The sequence below is a fragment of the Mesorhizobium sp. B263B2A genome (assembly GCF_020165775.1).
Taxonomy (GTDB): Bacteria; Pseudomonadota; Alphaproteobacteria; order Rhizobiales; family Rhizobiaceae; genus Mesorhizobium; species Mesorhizobium opportunistum.
Map to the genome: position 1 here is coordinate 120895 of NZ_JAIUIU010000012.1, position 18392 is coordinate 139286.

The following is an 18392-nucleotide window of genomic DNA, read 5'->3' on the forward strand; positions in this document are numbered from 1 at the left end:
TGGTGGTCGGGTTCCGTTGAATCGTCCGCATAGCTGTAATCAAGCTTGAGCGCGGCGTAAACCGCATATAGATCGCCGCCGCGCCGAAGCCAGAATTATTGCGAACGATTTGATCGGCAAGCCGGCTTCGCGGGAATCGCAAATGTCAGGCGTTGGCCAGCGCGGCGTGCTTCTTGAGGCCGGCCGGGGAAGGGCGCTTGCCGAAAGCGCGCAGGAAGGTGCGCACGCCGTTCGTCGCCGATTGCACAACCTCGTCTTCGCCCGGCGTGCCGCCAAGCATGAACGTTGTCTGCAGTTCGGCGTTGACGAGGCCAAGGAACTGGCGCGCCGCCACGTCGGGATCCTCGATCGTGAGGTATCCGCCATAGGCAAGGCGGGCGAAGCGGGCAGCAATCGCCGGCCATGTCCGGCCCGGTCCCTGTTCGCGCCACTCGGCGAAAAGTTCCGGGTAGCGCTCGCCTTCGGTCTGGATCAGCTTGCGCAGGAATTTTCCGTCGCGGTTGCAGATGCAATTCTGGTTCAGTCGCACGGCAAAGCCGATCAGGTCCGCTTCGAGATCGCCGGGCTGGTCGGGAAAGGTGGCAATGGTGGCAAAAATACCGGCGTTGCAGCGCTCGGTGAGGTCGCGCACCACCGCCATGAACAGCTTTTCCTTGTCGCCATGGTGGTTGTAGACGGTTTGACGCGATACGCCGGCCTCGGCGGAGATCAGGTCGATATTGGCGCCGGCGAAACCCTCGCGGCAAAACACGCCGGCAGCGGCATCGACGATCGATATGCGCTTGGCCTCATGGCCGCGTGGCGGGAAAGTGTCAGGAGAAACGCCCAGTCTCATGAAAATCTATATAGAGGTGATTGACGATTTAGACAAGAGTGTCTAAATTTGTGGACACGATACAAAGGGATTTCACTCCTGGGAGGCGAAAGGAATTCGCTCTCGGAGAGTCGGAATCCCGTGGGATGGAACGTCCTAGGGTTAGACGTCGCCTGGCGGCGGCAACCAGATTCGAAAGAAGCCAATATCATGAGTCCCAAATTCCTCCGCATCGCGGTCGTGCTCGGCCTGTTGTCCGCCATCGGCCCGTTCGCGATCGACATGTATCTTCCGGCCCTGCCGTCGATCGGCGAGGATCTGCATGCCAGCACGGCCGCCGTGCAGATGAGCCTGCTGATCTTTTTCCTGTCGATGGGCTTCGGCCAGATCGTCGTCGGGCCGATCTCCGACATGGTCGGCCGCAAGCTGCCGCTCTATGGCGGGCTTGCGCTGTTCATGGTCGGCGGTATCGGCTCGGCCATGGCGCCGACCATCGAGTGGCTGATCGCCTTCCGCTTCCTGCAGGGGCTTGGCGCCAGCGCCGGCATGGCCGTGCCGCGCGCCATCGTGCGCGACCTGCATACCGGCAATGAGGCCGCCAAACTGATGTCGCTGTTGATGCTGGTGTTTTCGGTGTCGCCGATCCTGGCGCCGCTGACCGGCAGTCAGATCATCGAGAGTTTCGGCTGGCGCGCCGTGTTCTGGACGGTGACCGGCGCCGCAGCCCTTGCCACGATCCTGCTCGCGACCTCGCTCAAGGAGACGCGGCCGGCGGAGGAACGCGTCGGTTCCTCCTTCGGAACCGCGCTTGCCGGCTACCGCTTCCTGATGGGTGACCGCAACTTCCTTGGCCTGGTGGCGATCGCAGGCTTCGGCATTGCGAGCTTCTTCGTCTACCTGTCGAGCTCGTCCTTCATCCTGATCGACCATTACGGGCTGTCGCCTTCGGTCTACAGCGTGTTCTTCTCGATCAACGCGGTGGCCTTCATCGGCATGTCGCAGCTGACGGGATTGCTAGCCGAGCGGTTCGGGCTGCGGCGCGTGGTGCGTGTCGCGGTGACCGGCTATGCGACGACGATGGTGGTGCTGTTCGCGGTGATGGCGACCGGCGTCGACCGGCTCGACGTGATGGCGGCACTGCTGTTCGTCGGTTACGGCTTCCTCGGCCTGGTCATCCCGACCACGTCGGTGCTGGCCATGGAAGAGCATGGCGAGATCGCCGGCACGGCGTCGGCGCTGATGGGCACGCTCCACTTCGCCATCGGCGCGCTGGCCATGGGCGTCGCCGGCGTGTTCTTCGACGGCACGCCGCTGCCGATGGTCGCCGGCATCACGCTGTGCGCCGTGATTTCCTTCACGCTAGCCAAGATCACGCTCGGCCGCTCGCGTGAGGCGGTCGAAGCGCCGGCCGAATAGGCACTGCTCGCAAGCACATGAAAAGGCCGGGTTTTCCCGGCCTTTTTTCATACCAATCCTGTCTCGGTCAATACGAAGCGCAGCCGCGCTTCGACTGGCGCCAGGGGCAGCGGAACCAGTTCATAACCCAATTCCCCGTAGACGCCGACCAGCGCATGATAGGTGCGCTCGGCCTCGTCGAGCGTCTGCTTACGCTCTTCGTCCTGCGCGAAGATTTCCGGCCAAGGCGGGGCGACGAAGACGCGCGGGCTGTAGCGGAAGTGCTTGGCGGCGGCGCTGATATGCTCCGGCGCCGGCAAGCCGATCAGCCGGAGATAGCCAAGCGTGTCGGGCACGCCGCGATCGAAGAAGACCGGCCCCTTCTGTTCGATCGCGTCACGATACGAGCGCATCTCCCATGACAGCATCAGTTCGGCGAACAGGGCGCGATCACGCCAGGGCAGGGCGGATCCACCGATGGCCGACTGGTCGCGGATGACGCCACGCCCGGCCTCGATGGATGTCGCATAGCCTGCCTGACGTAAGGCTTCGATCAGGGTGGTCTTGCCGGAACCGGGACCGCCGGTCAGCACGAAGAATCGATCCGAATCGTTTTGCATTTTTTTGCCTATGGGAGAGAGGCACCCGGCGCCACGGCTCGGGTCACGCGGGGCGTACAAGGGCCGGCGCGGACTTGCCGTTGCGCGTGTCGTATGTCGAGAGGGGGAGAAGTGGAGGTTTCTGTTGCCAGGTACCTCCGAACCCCGCCTAGAAGTGCGAACCCCTAGGGCTTGATTTGAAGCTATCGCACTGCATTAAGCAGCGAGACGTGCTTCCGCATAGTTGTCGTTGGCAACTATAAGTTTAGCCCGATGACGGTGGTACAATGCCGGGCAAAAGTACGATCTTTACACCTTCGTCGATCCTATTTCGCCCCCAGCAAAAACCGCTCTGTCCTGAACAGCGGCTTTTGGTGGAGGCGCCGGGTACCGCCCCCGGGTCCGAACGGCTTATTTCATCGCCCATTTATCGCCATAGTCGGTCAAGCCGACAAACCGAATATAGGGGGCTGCCGCCAGAAATGAAAGGGCGCAATGGTGCTTTGTCGGTGTGTCAAATCGCGACGCCCGAGGGTTGACTTGGGCACGGTCTCAACCGAAGCTTTGCCGCGGTGAGGAGTTATCGACCAAGCGCACAGATTGCGAAGCGCGCCACAGCCCTCATCGATCGGATCGGTGGCGCCGACGAGGGGAATTTTGATGGCCGACTATCTTGCGGATGTGAAGAAGTATGACACCGCGGCAAACGCCGCCGCGGTCGAAAAGATCGTCAAGCACCTTGGCATCGCGCTGAGAAACCGCGATTCCTCGCTGGTGTCCTGTACGGACCCGAAGGAACTCGAACGCGTCCGGGAGAGCTGGGCGGCCAAGAAACTCGGCGTCAGCGATGCCGCGAAAGCCGACGCCGCGATCCAGAAGACCTGCACGGCGATGCACGCGGACAACACCAAGAGCCGCGTGACCTTCTACTATCTGGTGGCCAAGGATCTGGGCAAGCTCGGCTCGCTCTGACGATCGCACCAACTGGCTGACTTCACCAGGCGTCAGCGCCGCCCCTCATCTGGCTGCCGCCATCTTCTCCCCGTATAGTGACGGGGAGAAGGGCGCTGTCTTTGACGATTTCGCCAATCTCGAGCGTTGCAAGTAGGGCGCCAGCGTTGCGGCCAGCACCTTTCTCCCCGTCACTATACGGGGAGAAATGCCCGGCAGGGCAATGAGGGGCGGCGCAAACGCTGGGGAAGAATGGTGGTGCAAGCGACGCCCGTCGTTTTGCTGTGTTCGACGGGCTGTCCGGCAGCTATAATGCCTGCACACTCGAATCGAGCCGGAACCGATGCGCCAGTATCTCGACCTCTTGCAGCATGTGCTGGAAAACGGCGCCGATCGCGGCGACCGCACCGGCACCGGCACGCGCTCCGTCTTCGGCTACCAGATGCGTTTCGATCTGGCGCGTGGCTTTCCGGTCACCACCACCAAGAAGCTGCACCTGAAGTCGATCATCCATGAACTGCTGTGGTTCCTGGCCGGCGACACCAATATCAAATACCTGACTGACAACGGCGTTTCCATCTGGGACGAATGGGCCGACGAGAATGGCGACCTCGGTCCGGTCTATGGCAAGCAATGGCGCTCCTGGCCGGACGGCCATGGCGGCTCGATCGACCAGATTGCGAATCTTTTGAAGGAGATACGCCGCAATCCTCAATCGCGGCGACTGATCGTCTCAGCCTGGAATCCGGCCGAGGTGGAAGCCATGGCGCTGCCGCCGTGCCACTGCATGTTCCAGTTCTACGTGTCCGAGGGCCGGCTTTCCTGCCAACTCTATCAACGCTCCGCCGACATCTTCCTCGGTGTTCCCTTCAATATCGCGTCCTATGCCTTGCTGACGCTGATGGTGGCGCAGGTGACCGGGCTGAACCCGGGCGATTTCGTCCACACGTTGGGTGACGCGCATCTCTACTCCAACCATTTCGAGCAGGCGCGCGAGCAGTTGCGGCGCACGCCGAGGGCGCTGCCGACAATGTGGATCAACCCGGAGGTGAAGGACCTGTTCGCCTTCCGCTTCGAGGATTTCCGGCTGGAAAACTATGTCGCCGACGCGTCGATCAAGGCGCCGATCGCGGTTTGAGCGGCAGCCTCAGTCTACCCCGACCATCACGTCCGAGGCCTTGACCACGGCGTAGGCCTGCTTGCCTTTTTCGAGCTTCAGGTCGGTAACGGCCTCGTTGGTGATCGAGGCGGTGACGATGGCGCCGCCGCCGATGTCGATCCGGACATGCGAGGTGGTGGCGCCTTTGGCGATCTCGGTGATGGTTCCCTTGAGGATGTTGCGGGCGCTGATCTTCATCGAAGGGTCCTTTCCAAGTTTTTTCTTTGCTCGTTTTACCAGAACAATCGATGTCGAGAAGGGTGTCGGCCCTTCCCTTGTTATATTCATGCGGATATATCGGTTGTCAGGCTTCGCGCCGCACGGATTTCAAACCAGGGAGAGTTTTCGATGAAGCGCAAAGGTCTCGGGTTGAGGGCGATCGCCATTGGCGGTTTTGCGGCGGCGTTGATGGCGGCGGTGCCAATGGCGCACGCGGAAGACAAGGTCGTGGTGTTTGCGGCCGCCAGCCTCAAGGACGCGCTCGACGCGGTGAACAAGGCCTGCGAGGCCGATGTCGGCGAGGCCGCGACCGTCTCTTATGCCGCAAGCTCGGCGCTAGCCAAGCAGATCGAGGGCGGGGCGCCGGCCGATGTCTTCATCTCGGCCGACCTCGACTGGATGAAATATCTCTCCGACAAGAAGCTGATCAAGCCCGACACCGAATTGAAGCTGCTCGGCAACGAGATCGTGCTGGTGGCGCCGAAAGATTCGACTGCTAAAGCCAAGATCGAGAAGGGGTTTGACCTCGCCAGGCTGGTTGGCGACGGCAAGCTCGCCATGGGTGACGTCAAGGCGGTGCCGGCCGGCAAATACGGCAAGGCGGCGCTGGAATCGCTCGGTGTCTGGTCTTCGGTCGAGGGCAAGGTGGCGCAGGCCGAGAATGTGCGTGCGGCGCTGAAGCTGGTTTCGACGGGCGAAGCGGCTTTCGGCATCGTCTATGCCACCGACGCGCATGCCGAAAAGGGCGTCAAGGTGGTCGGTACCTTCCCGGAGGATTCGCATCCGCCGATCATCTATCCGGTTGCCCAGACCGCCGATTCGAAGGACAAGGATACGCCGGCCTTCCTGAAGTGCCTGCAATCCGCCAAAGCCGGCGCGCTTTTCAAGGAGCAGGGCTTCACCGTGCTCGCGCCGAGCAACTGACTCTGAAAAGGCCCTGATATCGCAATATGAACTGGCTGCTGGACCTCACTCCCGACGAATGGAATGCGGTCCGGCTGTCCATCAAGGTGGCGACGGTGGCGATGCTCGCCAGCCTGCCGCCCGGCATATTGATCGCGCTTGTGCTTGCGCGGGGAGAATTCTGGGGCAAGACGCTGCTCAACGGGCTGGTGCACCTGCCGCTGATCCTGCCGCCAGTGGTGACCGGCTATCTGCTGCTTTTGACTTTCGGCAAACGCGGGCCGGCCGGCGCCTTCCTGGCCGAGCATTTCGGCATTGTTTTCTCCTTCCGCTGGACGGGTGCGGCTCTTGCCTGCGGCGTCATGGGCTTTCCCCTGATGGTGCGGGCGATCCGTCTGTCGATCGAAGCGGTGGACCGCAGGATCGAGGCGGCGGCAGGGACGCTCGGCGCCAATCCTCTGTGGGTGTTCGCCACCATCACGCTGCCGCTGATCCTGCCCGGGCTGATCGCCGGCGCGATCCTTTCCTTCGCCAAGGCGATGGGCGAGTTCGGCGCGACGATCACCTTCGTCTCCAACATCCCCAACGAGACACAGACGCTGCCTTCAGCGATCTACACCTTCACGCAGGTGCCCGGCGGCGATGAGGGAGCGCTGCGGCTGACGCTGATCTCGATCGTTATCTCGATGGCGGCGCTCGTCGCCTCGGAAGTGCTGGCGCGGCGCGTCGGCCGGCGGATGGATATCGAATGAGCGTCCTCGTCGACATCGGCCACCGGCTCGGCGATTTCGCCATCGACGCCCGCTTCGAGAGCGCCGGGCGGCTGACGGCACTGTTCGGCCCGTCCGGTTCTGGCAAGACGACGCTGATCAACATGATCGCCGGGCTGATCCGGCCCGGCAAGGGGCGCATCGAGGTCGACGGCCGCGCGCTGGTCGACACGGATGCCGGCATTTTCGTGCCGAAGCACAGGCGCCGCATCGGCATGGTGTTCCAGGATGCGCGACTGTTTCCGCATATGAGCGTGGCCGGCAATCTGCGCTATGGCCGCTGGTTCACGCCGGCTGGCGAGCGCTACGCCGACATGGACGCGGTTGTCGACCTGCTCGGCATCGCTCCGCTTCTGGACAGGCGACCGGCAAGGCTGTCGGGCGGCGAGAGACAGCGCGTGGCGATCGGCCGGGCGCTGCTGGCCAGCCCCAGGCTGCTGCTCATGGATGAGCCGCTGGCCTCGCTGGACGAGGCGCGCAAGGCCGAGATCCTGCCCTATATCGAGCGGCTGCGCGATGAGACGAAGATCCCGATCGTCTATGTCAGCCATTCGATCGTCGAAGTGGCGCGGCTGGCCAGCGATGTGGTGACGCTGGCGCAAGGCAAGGTCGTTGCCAGCGGCCCGACCGAGGCCGTCATGCAAAGGCTCGACTTGCTGCCCGCGGAAGAGCGCGGCGAGGGCGGCGCCGTGCTCGACACGAAGGTGCTGCGCCATGACGAGGCTTTCGGCATGACCGTGCTCGGCTCGGCCGCCGGCGAGATCCGCGTGCCGCGATTGGCCGTGACGGCAGGAGCGCCGGTGCGCATCCGCATCCGCGCCCGCGACGTCATGATCGCCACCGAACAACCAAAGGGCCTCAGCGCGCTCAACATCCTGCCCGGAACGATCGTGGCGATCAGCCCGGGCGAGGGGCCGGCGGTCGAGGTCGGCATCGACTGCAATGGCGCAACGGTGCTTGCCCGCATCACCGAGCAGTCGCGGCAGGCGCTGAAGCTGCGGCTGGGCGGCAAGGTTTTCGCGGTGGTCAAGACGGTGAGCTTCGATCGGGCCAACACCAGCGCCGGTTTGCCGTTCGAGGTCGATGGCTGACAGGCGCGGCGATCGGCGCTATGTTGATTTGGAATAACGGTATCGCCACGGCAAGATGGTGATCGCGGAGGAGCAAAGATGCCGTCGTTGAGCTTGCGGATAAATCTCGATCCCGACGGTCGGATCGGCCCGGGCAAGATCGAGCTGCTGGAGCAGATCGCCTCCTTCGGCTCGATTTCGGCCGCCGCGCGCGGCATGGAGATGTCCTACAAACATGCCTGGGACCTGGTCGAGGACATGAACCGCGTGTTCGGCAAGCCGTTGGTTTCGGCACAGACCGGCGGCCGCAAGGGTGGCGGCGCGCAACTGACGGCGGTCGGCCTGGCGGTGGTCAGCCGTTTCCGCGCCATCGAGCGCGCGGCGGCCGCGGCGGCAGCGACGCATATGGAGGCACTGCAGGCGGAGATCGATGCTGGGTAGGCAGTAGGGCAGTAGGGAGGTAATCCGTAGCTGTTTTCCAGCACAAAAAATCCTTCACCTACTGCCCTACTGCCCTACTGCCTTCCTATTCGCCTGGCTTGCGCAGCAGATACGTATCCATGATCCAGCCCTTTTGCCGGCGGGCTTCCTCGCGGGTCTGTTCGATCCTGGCGCCGACGTCACCAAGGCGGCCTGAAATGAGGATCTCGTCCGGTGTGCCGAGATAGGCGCCCCAATGGATGGTGACATCCTGGTCGGTCAGCGTGTTGAAGGCGCATTTGCCGTCCAGCATGACGATGGTGCTGCCGGCATTTTCGGCCAGGCCCTCTTCGGTAAGCCTGCGGCCGGTGGTGACCAGGATGGAATCGCCGATGCGGTTCAGTGCCATCTTGTGGCTGGCGGCCAGCGCCTGGATGGCGGTGATGCCGGGGATGACCTCCAGTTCGAAGGCGACATTGCCCCTCAGCCGCACGCGCTCGAGGATGCGCAAGGCGCTGTCGTAGAGCGAGGGATCGCCCCAGATCAGGAAGGCGCCGCAGCCGTCTTCGGCGATCTCGCCGCGGATCAGGCCCTCGTAGATGGCAGCGATGGCTTCGTGCCAGTCGTCGACGGTCGAGCGGTAGGATGGCGCCGGCTCGGCGCGCACCGGCACGTCGAACTCGACGCGGCGCGACTTCGGGTTGGTGACGAAGCGGTCGCAGATCCCGCGCCGCAGGTCGGCAAGGTCGTTTTTCTTCGCGCCCTTGTCGGGAATAAACAGGACGTCCGCCCGGTTCAGGCCGGTTATGGCCTGCACGGTCATGTGGTCGGGATTGCCGGCTCCGATGCCGATGACGAGAAGCGTGCGCATGAAGCGAACTCCTGCCCGATCGGAGCCTGTTAGTCCAGACATCGTGGCGCGGTCATGGGATATGGAAGGGCTTTGAAACGCCACGTTGAAACGGCTAGGGTCATCGCGACATTCTCGCCGAGGGAGCTTTCATGTTGCGATATATGCTGAGCGCGGTGCTGGTCTTCTCGACCGTGCCAGCCTTTGCCAATGATTCAGTGGCCGAACTCGGCACCGGCGGCCTGATCCTGTCGCGCAGTGACGCCGTGGCGATGCAAAGCGAGGATCTGTTCATCTCGCCCGAAAAGGTGACGGTCGACTACGTCTTCCACAACAACACCGACAAGGATGTCGATGCGATCGTCGCCTTCCCGATGCCCGACATTTCCGGCAATCCCGAAGAGATGCCGGCCATTCCCGAGAACCAGAGCGACAACTTCCTTGGCTTCGAGGTGACGATCGACGGTGTCGCGGCAAAGCCGCAGCTCGAGCAGAAGGTGTTCGCGCTCGGCATCGATATCAGCGCCGATTTGAAGGCGCAGAACGTGCCGTTCAATCCGTTCGGCGACGCGGCCAAGGCGGCCCTGGCGAAGCTGCCGCAAGCGGTGGCCGACGATTGGGTCAATCGCGGCATCATCATCGAGGATACCGCCGATGACGGGAGCGGCATGAAGTCCAGCTATGCGCCGTTCTGGCAGCTGCGCTCGACCTATTGGTGGCGCTCGACCTTTCCCGCCAACAAGGACGTTCATGTCGCGCACCGCTACAAACCGAGCGTCGGCGGCACCTCTTCGGTCAGTTTTTTCAACGAGGGCCAGTTCCAGGGCGCATATGCGGCCTACAAAACCCGCTACTGCATGGACGACACGTTCGAAAAAGCGGTGCGGAAGGCTGCGAAGGACAGCCCCGACGGCTACCCGAAATATTATGAAAGCCGCATCGCCTATATCCTGACCACGGGCGGCAACTGGGCGGCAGGCACCATCGGCAAGTTCAAGCTGACCATCGACAAGGGCAACCCGAAGGCGCTGGTCTCGTTCTGCGGCGACAATGTCAAAAAGGTTGGGCCGACGAGCTTCGAGATGACCGCTGACGATTTCTATCCCGAGCACGACATCGATATCCTCCTGCTCGAACCGTCGGACAACAGCGGCGGGGACGCGAACTGATGCATGTCGCGATCTACGTTGCCATCGCCGAGAATGGCGTGATCGGCCGGGATGGCGGGCTGCCCTGGCGGCTCTCCACGGATCTCAAGCGCTTCAAGGCCGACACGATGGGCAAGCCCATCATCATGGGCCGCAAGACCTATGAAGGCATCGGTCGCCCGCTGCCGGGCAGGCTGAACATCGTCGTCACGCGCGACAAGGCCTGGCGCGCCGAGGGGGTCGAGGTGGCGCATACGCTGGAGGCCGCGATCCAGCTGGCGAATGTGCGCGGACGCTGCATGACGGGCGTGGACGAGGTCTGCGTCATCGGCGGCGGCGAGATCTATGCCCAGGCACTGCCGCTGGCCGACCGGCTGCACGTCACGCATGTTCTGGCCACGGTCGATGGCGACGCGCATTTTCCGCCGATCGACCCGAAATCCTGGCGTATGGTGAGTGCGCAGGAGGTTCCCGCAGGGGAAAAGGACAGTCACGCGACGCGCTATTCGGTTTACGAGCGCCGCCGCGAGATACATTGATAGACAAAAAGGGCATTGAAAGACGACAAAGGGTCGCGACCGGTCCAAATCGGACGAAGTCGGCGGCGCATCGCGTTGAAAGCGTGCCGTGGCGACCCTATAGAAGAACAACACTGGATTTGCGCCGTAACTCCGGCGCTTGAGGGAATTCCAAGCGAAAGGACATTCATGCCCTGGAACGACAAGAGTGGCGGAGGCGGCGGCCCGTGGGGCGGCGGCGGCAACAATCAGGGACCCTGGGGGCAGGGGCCAAAGGGACCGAGCGGCCCGCAGGGCTCGCCTCCCGACCTCGAAGACATCATTCGCCGCGGCCAGGACAGGCTGCGGCGCGCGCTGCCCGGCGGTGGCGGCGCCAGTCCGGCCGTGTTCGGGCTGATCGCCGCTGTACTGGTTGTCCTGTGGGCGTTCCAGGCGGTCTATACCGTGCAACCGGACGAAGTCGCGGTCGAACTGCGCTTCGGCAAGCCGAAGGCCGAACTCTCGCAGCCCGGCCTGCATTTCCACTGGTGGCCGCTTGAAACGGTCGAGACGGCCAAGATTTCCGAGCAACTCGTCGACATTGGCGGCGGCAACACCAGCGGCAACGGCCTGATGCTTTCGGGCGACCAGAACATCGTCAACGTGCAGTTTTCGGTGGCCTATCAGGTGTCCGATCCCCGGGCCTATCTGTTCGACGTCTCCGACCCGGACGGCATGCTGCGGCAGGTCGCCGAAAGCGCCATGCGCGAAGCCGTCGGCCGCAGGCCGGCACAGGACATCTTCCGCGATGACCGCCAGGGCATAGCGGCGTCGGTGCGCGAAATCATCCAGACGACGCTGGACGGCTACAAGGCCGGTCTCAACGTCAACGCCGTCTCGATAGAGGATGCGGCACCGCCACGTGAAGTGGCCGACGCCTTCGACGAGGTGCAGCGTGCCGAGCAGGACGAGGACAAGTTCGTCGAGCAGGCCAATCAGTATTCCAACCAGAAGCTTGGCCAGGCACGCGGCGAGGCGGCACAGGTTCGCGAAGACGCGGCCGCCTACAAGAACAGGGTCGTGCAGGAAGCCGAAGGTGAGGCCCAGCGCTTCATCTCGGTCTATGACGAATATGTCAAAGCGCCCGACGTCACGCGCAAACGGCTTTATCTGGAAACCATGGAGAGGGTTCTGAAGGACTCGAGCAAGGTCATCGTCGAGCAGGGCAACGGACAAGGTGTCGTGCCCTATCTGCCGCTGCCCGCACTGCAGCCCAAGCCGCCGGCACCGGCCGCGCCTGCCGCGAACACGGGAGGGACCCAGTGATGGCCAACCGTCTTCCCATCGTCGTCGCCATCGCGGCGGTCATCCTGTTCCTGATCTATTCCTCTGTCTTCGTGGTCAATGCCCGCCAGCAGGCGCTGGTGTTGAGGTTCGGCGAGATCGTCGACGTCAAGAGCGAACCCGGCATCTATTTCAAGGCGCCGTTCTCGTTCTTCGACGCCGACACGGTGCAGCTGATCGAGAACAGGGTGCTGCGCTTCGACCTGGACAACATCCGCGTCCAGGTGTCGGGCGGCAAATTCTATGAAGTCGATGCCTTCATAGCCTATCGCATCTCGGATCCGCGCGTCTTCCGTGCCGCCGTGTCCGGCCAGATCGAACTGGCGGAAGCGCGGCTCAGGACGCGTCTCGACGCTGCCTTGCGCCGCGTCTACGGTCTGCGCGACTTCGAGGCCGCGCTTTCGGAACAGCGTGCGGTGATGATGCGCGAAGTGCGCGATCAGCTCCGGCCCGACGCCACGTCGCTTGGCCTGCAGATCGAGGATGTCCGCATCCGCCGTACCGACCTGACGGCCGAGGTTTCACAGCAGACCTACGATCGCATGAAGGCGGAACGGCTGGCCGAGGCCGCCAGGCTGCGGGCACGCGGCAACGAAGCGGCACAACGCATCACGGCACGCGCCGATCGTGAAGTCGTCGAGATCGTGGCCGAAGCGCAGAAGGAGTCCGAGATCCTGCGCGGCGAGGGCGAAGCCCAGCGCAGCGCCACCTTCGCGGGAGCCTACCAGCGCGACCCGGCCTTCTTCGATTTCTACCGGTCGATGAATGCCTATGGCACCGCGCTGGACAATACCGGGACGACGATGGTGCTGTCGCCGAGCTCCGAGTTCTTCCGCTTCTTCCGCAATCCCGACGGCAAGGAAGGGCCGGCAACCCCGGCACTGGCGCCCGCCGCGCCGGCGACACAACCCAGCACCGGCCAGTAGCGGGCCGGTGCTGGATTTCTTCGCGGCGATAGGCCTGGTCCTTGTCATAGAGGGCCTGGTCTATGGCGGCTTCCCCGGCTTTGCGAGGAAGCTCGCGGGCGAGGTGCTGTCCATGCCGGAAAATGCCTTGCGGATCGGCGGCCTGGTGGCGATCACCATCGGTGTCGGCATCGTCTGGCTGGTGCGCGGCGGATGAGAGCGGCCGGCTTTCGTCTCCGGAATAATGGAGGATTTATCCTCTGCCGATAGTCATAGCCGCAAACGTGCCGTATTTTTTGCCAAGATGGCGCAACGCGGTATCTTCGCCATTGCGCTTTCTTTTTCAGACATACCGGGAGGCTTCTCGATGACATCCACACTCCTCTTGCGCGCGGCACGGCGGACGTTCATCGCTGGCGCGGCGGCGCTTCTCGTCGGCGCCGTTGCTGTCCCGTCCTTCGTGACCCCGACATTGGCCGCCGACGGGCCTGCCTCGGTGGCCGACCTTGCACAGGGCCTGCTCGGCGCGGTGGTCAACATCTCGACCTCGCAGACGGTGAAGGGCACGGAAGGCCCGGGCGCGGTGCCGATGCCCCAGCTGCCCGAGGGTTCGCCCTTCCAGGACTTCTTCGACGATTTCTTCAAGAACCGGGGCGGCGACAAGGACAATGGCGCGCAGAAAGTGCAGTCGCTGGGGTCCGGTTTCGTCATCGACGCCGAACAGGGCATCGTCGTCACCAACAATCATGTGATCGCCGACGCCGACGACATCGAGGTCAATTTCTCCGACGGCATCACGTTAAAGGCGACGCTGGTCGGCACCGACACCAAGACGGATGTCGCGGTGCTGAAGGTTGATCCGAAAGGCCACAAGCTGACGGCGGTGAAGTTCGGCGATTCCACCAAGATGCGCGTCGGCGACTGGGTGATGGCGATCGGCAATCCGTTCGGCCTCGGCGGCACCGTCACCGTCGGCATCGTCTCGGCCCGCAACCGCGACATCAATTCCGGACCCTATGACGATTTCATCCAGACCGACGCCGCGATCAACCGCGGCAATTCCGGCGGCCCGCTGTTCAACAGCGCCGGCGAGGTCATCGGCATCAACACGGCGATCATTTCGCCGTCCGGCGGCTCGATCGGCATCGGCTTCTCAATCCCCTCGCAGCTCGCCTCGGGCGTTGTCGAACAGCTGCGCCAGTATGGCGAGACACGGCGCGGCTGGCTCGGCGTGCGCATCCAGCCGGTGACGGACGATATCGCCGAGAGCCTCGGCATGGCGACCGCCAAGGGCGCGCTGGTCGCCGGCGTCATCAAGGGCGGTCCTGTCGACAACGGCACCATCCAGGCCGGCGACGTCATCCTCAAGTTCGACGGCAAGGATATCCATGAAATGCGCGACCTGCCGCGCGTGGTCGCCGAAAGCCCGGTCGGCAAGGCGGTCGACGTGCTGATCGTGCGCAAGGGCGTCGAGCAGACCGTGAAGGTGACGCTCGGCCGGCTCGAGGATGGCGAGAAGGCCGCCAACGCCGAAGAAGGCGGCAACACCGACCAGGACAAGGGCGACAAGGCTCCGGCCGTCTCGACGGCCTCCGTGCTCGGCATGACCGTCGGCGAACTCAATGACGAGACGCGCAAGAAGTTCAGCATCGCGGCTGATGTGTCGGGCGTCGTCATCACCGATGTCGCCAAGGATTCGGCCGCCTCGGAGCGCGGCATCCAGCCCGGTGAGGTGATCACCGAGATCGCCCAGGAATCGGTTGCCACGCCCAAGGACGTCATGGACCGGATTGGTGCCCTTAAGGAACAGGGGCGCAAGAACGCGCTGCTGATGCTGGCGTCGAAGACCGGCGAGTTGCGCTTCGTGACGATCCGGATGGATTGAGATTTCAATCCGGCGATTCAAAAAGGCGGCTAACCGGCCGCCTTTTTTCTTGCTTGCCAGTCCTTGAGCGAAAGCCGGTAGAGCACATGCCGCTTGAGTGCGGGGTGGCTGTCGGGAATGTTGGGATGATCGAAGTCGGCTGATGGATCGGCTGTCATGCCGAGACGTTCCATGACGGCCGTGGAGCGGCGGTTGGCCGCGACGGCGAATGACACGATTTCATCGAGGCCAAGCGTCTCGAAGCCGTAGGCCAGCCAGGCCTCGGCTGCCTCGGTGACGTAGCCCTTGCCCCAGAACTCAGGCGCCAGCCGCCAGCCGATCTCGACGGTGCCGGCCGGCAGGGACGGCACATGATCGGTGTCGAGCAGGCCGACAAAGCCGATACACTCGCCCGTGGCGACAATTTCGGCTGCCGCGAAACCGTAACCATCCTCAGCGATCCAGGCGCGGAACTCATCCATCTTGGCGTCCGCCTGGGCGCGGTCGCGTCGGAACGGGAAGAACTCCATCACCCGTTCGTCGGAGTTGATGCGGTGGAACAGGTCGCGGTCGCGGTCTTCCCAGTTGCGCAGGATCAGGCGCTCGGTTCGCATTGGTTTCATTGCACGAATTCTTCCTGGCGATAGCCCTGCAGATAGAGCAATGCGGTCAGGTCGCCATGGTCGATGCGAACCTTGGCCTGGGCCGCCACGGTCGGCTTGGCATGGAGCGCGACACCGGTGCCGGCCAGGCGGATCATGTCGAGATCGTTGGCACCGTCGCCGACGGCGATCGCATCAGCCGGCGTCAGGCCGAGGCGGGCGGTGATTTCGAGCAGCGCGTCGGCCTTGGCGGCGCGGCCAAGGATCGGCTCGCCGACCAGCCCGGTGAAGCATCCGTCCTGTTCAAGCAAGCGGTTGGCTCGGTTCTCCTGGAACCCAAGCATGGTCGCGATGCGCGTGGTGAAGACTTCGAAGCCGCCAGACACGAGCGCCGTCCAGGCGCCGTTGGCGCGCATGGTCTGAACCAGGGCGCGGCCGCCCGAGGCCAATGTCAGCCGGTTGGTGACGATGCGGTCGACCACGGCGGCTTCGAGGCCCTTCAGCAGCGCCACACGTTCGCGCAGCGCCGGTTCGAAAGCGATCTCGCCATTCATCGACCGCGCCGTGATGACGGCAACACGATCCTTGACGCCGATCTCGTCGGCCAGTTCGTCGATGCATTCCTGGTCGATCATGGTCGAATCCATGTCGGCGATGAGGATCTTCTTTCGCCTTGCGTCAGCCTGCTGGACGATCACATCGACCGGCTCCGCGGCCAGTGCGGCGCGCAGGACGGCGGTGGTTTCGGCGGCGTCGGCTTCTTGCGGCAGGGCAAGATCGCAGGCAATCCCTTCGGCTAGCCAGACGACGGCGCTTGCGCCCACCGACCGTGAGGCCATATTCGCAAGCGACGGCGACAGAGCGCGGTCAGCGGGACGGGAAACAAGCGTGGCAATGAGCGGCATCGAGAATTCCGGCGCGGGTGCGGGCGAAGGCCGCGTGAAGAACGCGATCCTGATAGCCGGGCCGACCGCCAGCGGCAAGTCGGCACTGGCGCTCGACTTGGCAGAACGCACGGGCGGCGTCATCGTCAACACCGATTCCATGCAAGGCTATTCGGTTCTCGACGTGCTGACCGCCAGGCCGGGGGCGGCCGACCTCGTACGTGCGCCGCATTTTCTCTATGGGCATGTCCATCCCGGCACCGCCTACTCGACGGGGGCATGGCTGCGCGACGTGACGAAGCTGATCGATGACGGCGCGCTCTCGCGGCGGCCGATCTTCGTCGGCGGCACAGGGCTTTACTTCCGCGCGCTGGCAGAGGGCATTTCGGACATGCCTGATATCCCCCAGCAGGTGCGCGATCGTTGGCGTTACGAGCTGAAGGAGCGGGGATCGGTCAAGCTGCACGGCATCCTGCTGCGCGAGGATTCGAGAACCGCCATGCAATTGAAGCCCACCGACAGCCAACGCATCGTGCGCGCGCTCGAAGTGCTCGATGCATCCGGCCGATCGATCCTGGAATGGCAGGCCGAGCGCGGCCGGCCGCTCATCGACAGGCAGACGGCGCATTTCCTGGTCATCGAGCCGGACCGGGCTGTGCTGGTCGATCGCATCGAAAGGCGTTTCGACCAGATGCTGGACAAGGGCGCGCTGGAGGAAGTCAGGCAACTTGCGGCTCTTCATCTCGATCCGGACCTGCCGGCGATGAAGGCGATCGGCGTTCGTGAGCTGCAGGGCGCGATGGCCGGGCAATCCAGTTTTCCCGAGGCGATCGAACGCGCCAAGATCGCGACGCGGCAATATGCCAAGCGGCAGGCGACCTGGTTCCGGCATCAACTGGGGCCGGAATGGCAAAGATTGCGCCCTGGTGACGATCTCGAAACCACGATCCAAGCACTTGTTGCCAATACAACCTGAAAAGTTGACCCCAAGGAAAGAGTTCCCGCCGAGGTTGTCCAAGTTAACGCTCCGTAAGTCGGTCCGTGCCATAAAGTCGATGGGCACTTTTCCATCGGGGAGCAGATGCGTTTCCATAAGGCGGAATCAGCATTTTTCGTCTTTATCTTCGTGATCCTGGCCGCGGGCCTGGTGACGCTGCATGCCTATGGACAACTGCAATCCTTCGCCACGGAACTCCATACGGCTTCGGGCCTGGACAAGGTCATCTACCTCAACAAGCTTTTGTTCGCGACAGGCGTGCTGCTTGCGACAGCACTGTTTTTCGGCATCTTCTTCATCTACCCGCTGATCCGCAAACAGGCGACGGAAGAAGGCAAGCTGCGCGCCATGACGGTTTCGCTCAGTGCACGCTCCGAAACGCTCGAGCACGCGGCCCTGACCGACAGCCTGACCGGTATGCAGAACCGGCGTTATTTCGACGACGCGCTGAAGGAATATCTCGAAGAGTTCAGGCGCATCGAAAAGCCGGTCGGGCTGATGATCCTCGACCTCGATCATTTCAAGCAGGTCAACGACACACACGGCCACGACGTCGGCGACGAGGTGCTGAGGGCGGTGGCCAGTTGCCTGAAGGACATGACACGCTACCACGACGTGGTGGCGCGGCTGGGCGGCGAGGAGTTTGCCGTGGTTACGCCCAACATGGATGCGGAGCTTCTGGGCAAGTTTGCCGAGCGCATCCGCAAGGCGATCGCCAACATGTCCGTGCTGACAGGCAATGTCCGGCTCAAGATCACGACCAGCGTCGGCCTTGCCGTCTGGGACAGGCAGGAAACGGCGGAAGATTTCTATCGCCGCGCCGACCGCCAGCTCTATGAAGCTAAGCGGCAAGGCCGCAACCGCGTCTGCGCCTAAAATCCCATCACTGAATTCGTGAGGCCGGCCGTTTGATGCCGACTTCTGCGCTTCCGGTGCTCACGCACTGAATGTCCGCTCCGCTCCGGTTCTCAAAAACAGCACCATCCGGACTCAGCCTGACG

The 18392-nt window shown here is 63.4% G+C and carries 21 protein-coding genes and 1 other RNA gene; 15 read left to right on the forward strand and 7 right to left on the reverse strand.

The annotated features are described in order from the left end of the window. Positions 1-145: 145 nt before the first annotated feature. Entirely contained in the window at positions 146-835 is a 690-nt protein-coding gene (locus LB568_RS19610) for a TetR/AcrR family transcriptional regulator (protein WP_023765072.1), read from the reverse strand. A 189-nt stretch (positions 836-1024) separates the two neighbouring features. On the opposite strand from LB568_RS19610, the gene LB568_RS19615 reads away from it, so the two are divergent. Then, entirely contained in the window at positions 1025-2230 is a 1206-nt protein-coding gene (locus LB568_RS19615) for a multidrug effflux MFS transporter (protein WP_013894732.1), read from the forward strand. 47 nt (positions 2231-2277) lie between these two features. On the opposite strand, the gene LB568_RS19620 is transcribed toward LB568_RS19615, so the two are convergent. Beyond that, positions 2278-2829, reverse strand: a complete 552-nt coding sequence (locus LB568_RS19620) for an AAA family ATPase (protein WP_224731039.1) — start codon at positions 2827-2829, stop codon at positions 2278-2280. 110 nt (positions 2830-2939) lie between these two features. Beyond that, positions 2940-3300: a transfer-messenger RNA gene (gene ssrA / locus LB568_RS19625) on the reverse strand. A gap of 168 nt (positions 3301-3468) precedes the next feature. Here ssrA and LB568_RS19630 point away from each other — a divergent pair. Continuing rightward, positions 3469-3780, forward strand: a complete 312-nt coding sequence (locus LB568_RS19630) for a DUF2853 family protein (RefSeq protein WP_224731040.1) — start codon at positions 3469-3471, stop codon at positions 3778-3780. A gap of 322 nt (positions 3781-4102) precedes the next feature. Beyond that, on the forward strand, positions 4103-4897 hold the full coding sequence (locus tag LB568_RS19635) for a thymidylate synthase (protein WP_224731041.1): 795 nt from the start codon (positions 4103-4105) through the stop codon (positions 4895-4897). A gap of 9 nt (positions 4898-4906) precedes the next feature. Here LB568_RS19635 and LB568_RS19640 read toward each other — a convergent pair whose 3' ends face one another. Continuing rightward, positions 4907-5116: a TOBE domain-containing protein gene (locus LB568_RS19640; protein ID WP_013894736.1), complete on the reverse strand. Its 210-nt coding sequence runs from the start codon at positions 5114-5116 to the stop codon at positions 4907-4909. A gap of 150 nt (positions 5117-5266) precedes the next feature. Here LB568_RS19640 and modA point away from each other — a divergent pair, with 150 nt between their 5' ends. The 4 genes from modA to LB568_RS19660 all read left to right on the forward strand — a co-directional run bounded on the left by modA (position 5267) and on the right by LB568_RS19660 (position 8321). Further along, positions 5267-6061, forward strand: a complete 795-nt coding sequence (gene modA / locus LB568_RS19645; protein WP_224731042.1) for a molybdate ABC transporter substrate-binding protein — start codon at positions 5267-5269, stop codon at positions 6059-6061. Between the two features lie 26 nt (positions 6062-6087). Further along, positions 6088-6792: a molybdate ABC transporter permease subunit gene (gene modB, locus LB568_RS19650; RefSeq protein WP_023778096.1), complete on the forward strand. Its 705-nt coding sequence runs from the start codon at positions 6088-6090 to the stop codon at positions 6790-6792. Continuing rightward, positions 6789-7901 carry a molybdenum ABC transporter ATP-binding protein gene (gene modC, locus LB568_RS19655; protein WP_140575595.1) on the forward strand — a complete coding sequence of 371 codons (1113 nt, stop codon included), beginning with the start codon at positions 6789-6791 and terminating at the stop codon, positions 7899-7901. Before modB ends, modC begins: the two co-directional genes overlap by 4 nt. A 78-nt stretch (positions 7902-7979) precedes the next feature. Next, on the forward strand, positions 7980-8321 hold the full coding sequence (locus LB568_RS19660; protein ID WP_023765062.1) for a winged helix-turn-helix domain-containing protein: 342 nt from the start codon (positions 7980-7982) through the stop codon (positions 8319-8321). Positions 8322-8406: 85 nt separating this feature from the next. On the opposite strand, the gene cobF is transcribed toward LB568_RS19660, so the two are convergent. Next, complete coding sequence (cobF, locus tag LB568_RS19665) at positions 8407-9171, reverse strand: precorrin-6A synthase (deacetylating) (protein WP_140575599.1); 765 nt, start codon at positions 9169-9171, stop codon at positions 8407-8409. 131 nt (positions 9172-9302) lie between these two features. Here cobF and LB568_RS19670 point away from each other — a divergent pair, with 131 nt between their 5' ends. The 6 genes from LB568_RS19670 to LB568_RS19695 all read left to right on the forward strand — a co-directional run bounded on the left by LB568_RS19670 (position 9303) and on the right by LB568_RS19695 (position 14929). After that, a complete protein-coding gene (locus LB568_RS19670; RefSeq protein WP_224731043.1) occupies positions 9303-10319 on the forward strand; it encodes a DUF4424 domain-containing protein in 1017 nt (338 codons plus the stop codon). Beyond that, positions 10319-10837: a dihydrofolate reductase gene (locus tag LB568_RS19675; protein ID WP_224731044.1), complete on the forward strand. Its 519-nt coding sequence runs from the start codon at positions 10319-10321 to the stop codon at positions 10835-10837. Before LB568_RS19670 ends, LB568_RS19675 begins: the two co-directional genes overlap by 1 nt. A gap of 168 nt (positions 10838-11005) precedes the next feature. Beyond that, on the forward strand, positions 11006-12121 hold the full coding sequence (gene hflK, locus LB568_RS19680; RefSeq protein WP_013894744.1) for an FtsH protease activity modulator HflK: 1116 nt from the start codon (positions 11006-11008) through the stop codon (positions 12119-12121). After that, positions 12121-13065, forward strand: a complete 945-nt coding sequence (gene hflC, locus LB568_RS19685; protein ID WP_224731045.1) for a protease modulator HflC — start codon at positions 12121-12123, stop codon at positions 13063-13065. The genes hflK and hflC overlap by 1 nt, the downstream gene beginning before the upstream one ends. Before the next feature lie 7 nt (positions 13066-13072). Next, positions 13073-13261, forward strand: coding sequence for a DUF2065 domain-containing protein (locus LB568_RS19690; protein WP_224731046.1), 189 nt, complete (start codon positions 13073-13075; stop codon positions 13259-13261). Between the two features lie 150 nt (positions 13262-13411). Next, positions 13412-14929: a DegQ family serine endoprotease gene (locus LB568_RS19695; RefSeq protein ID WP_013894747.1), complete on the forward strand. Its 1518-nt coding sequence runs from the start codon at positions 13412-13414 to the stop codon at positions 14927-14929. Between the two features lie 29 nt (positions 14930-14958). On the opposite strand, the gene LB568_RS19700 is transcribed toward LB568_RS19695, so the two are convergent. Both LB568_RS19700 and serB read right to left on the reverse strand, forming a co-directional pair. Further along, positions 14959-15531 (reverse strand): GNAT family N-acetyltransferase, encoded by a 573-nt coding sequence (locus tag LB568_RS19700; protein WP_224731047.1) that lies wholly within the window; start codon positions 15529-15531, stop codon positions 14959-14961. Beyond that, a complete protein-coding gene (gene serB / locus LB568_RS19705) occupies positions 15528-16415 on the reverse strand; it encodes a phosphoserine phosphatase SerB (protein ID WP_224731048.1) in 888 nt (295 codons plus the stop codon). The genes LB568_RS19700 and serB overlap by 4 nt, the downstream gene beginning before the upstream one ends. On the opposite strand from serB, the gene miaA reads away from it, so the two are divergent. Next, positions 16405-17370, forward strand: coding sequence for a tRNA (adenosine(37)-N6)-dimethylallyltransferase MiaA (gene miaA / locus LB568_RS19710; RefSeq protein WP_224731049.1), 966 nt, complete (start codon positions 16405-16407; stop codon positions 17368-17370). The genes serB and miaA overlap by 11 nt on opposite strands. Positions 17371-17475: 105 nt before the next feature. Then, positions 17476-18267, forward strand: a complete 792-nt coding sequence (locus LB568_RS19715; protein ID WP_013894751.1) for a GGDEF domain-containing protein — start codon at positions 17476-17478, stop codon at positions 18265-18267. The last annotated feature ends 125 nt before the right edge of the window (positions 18268-18392 follow it).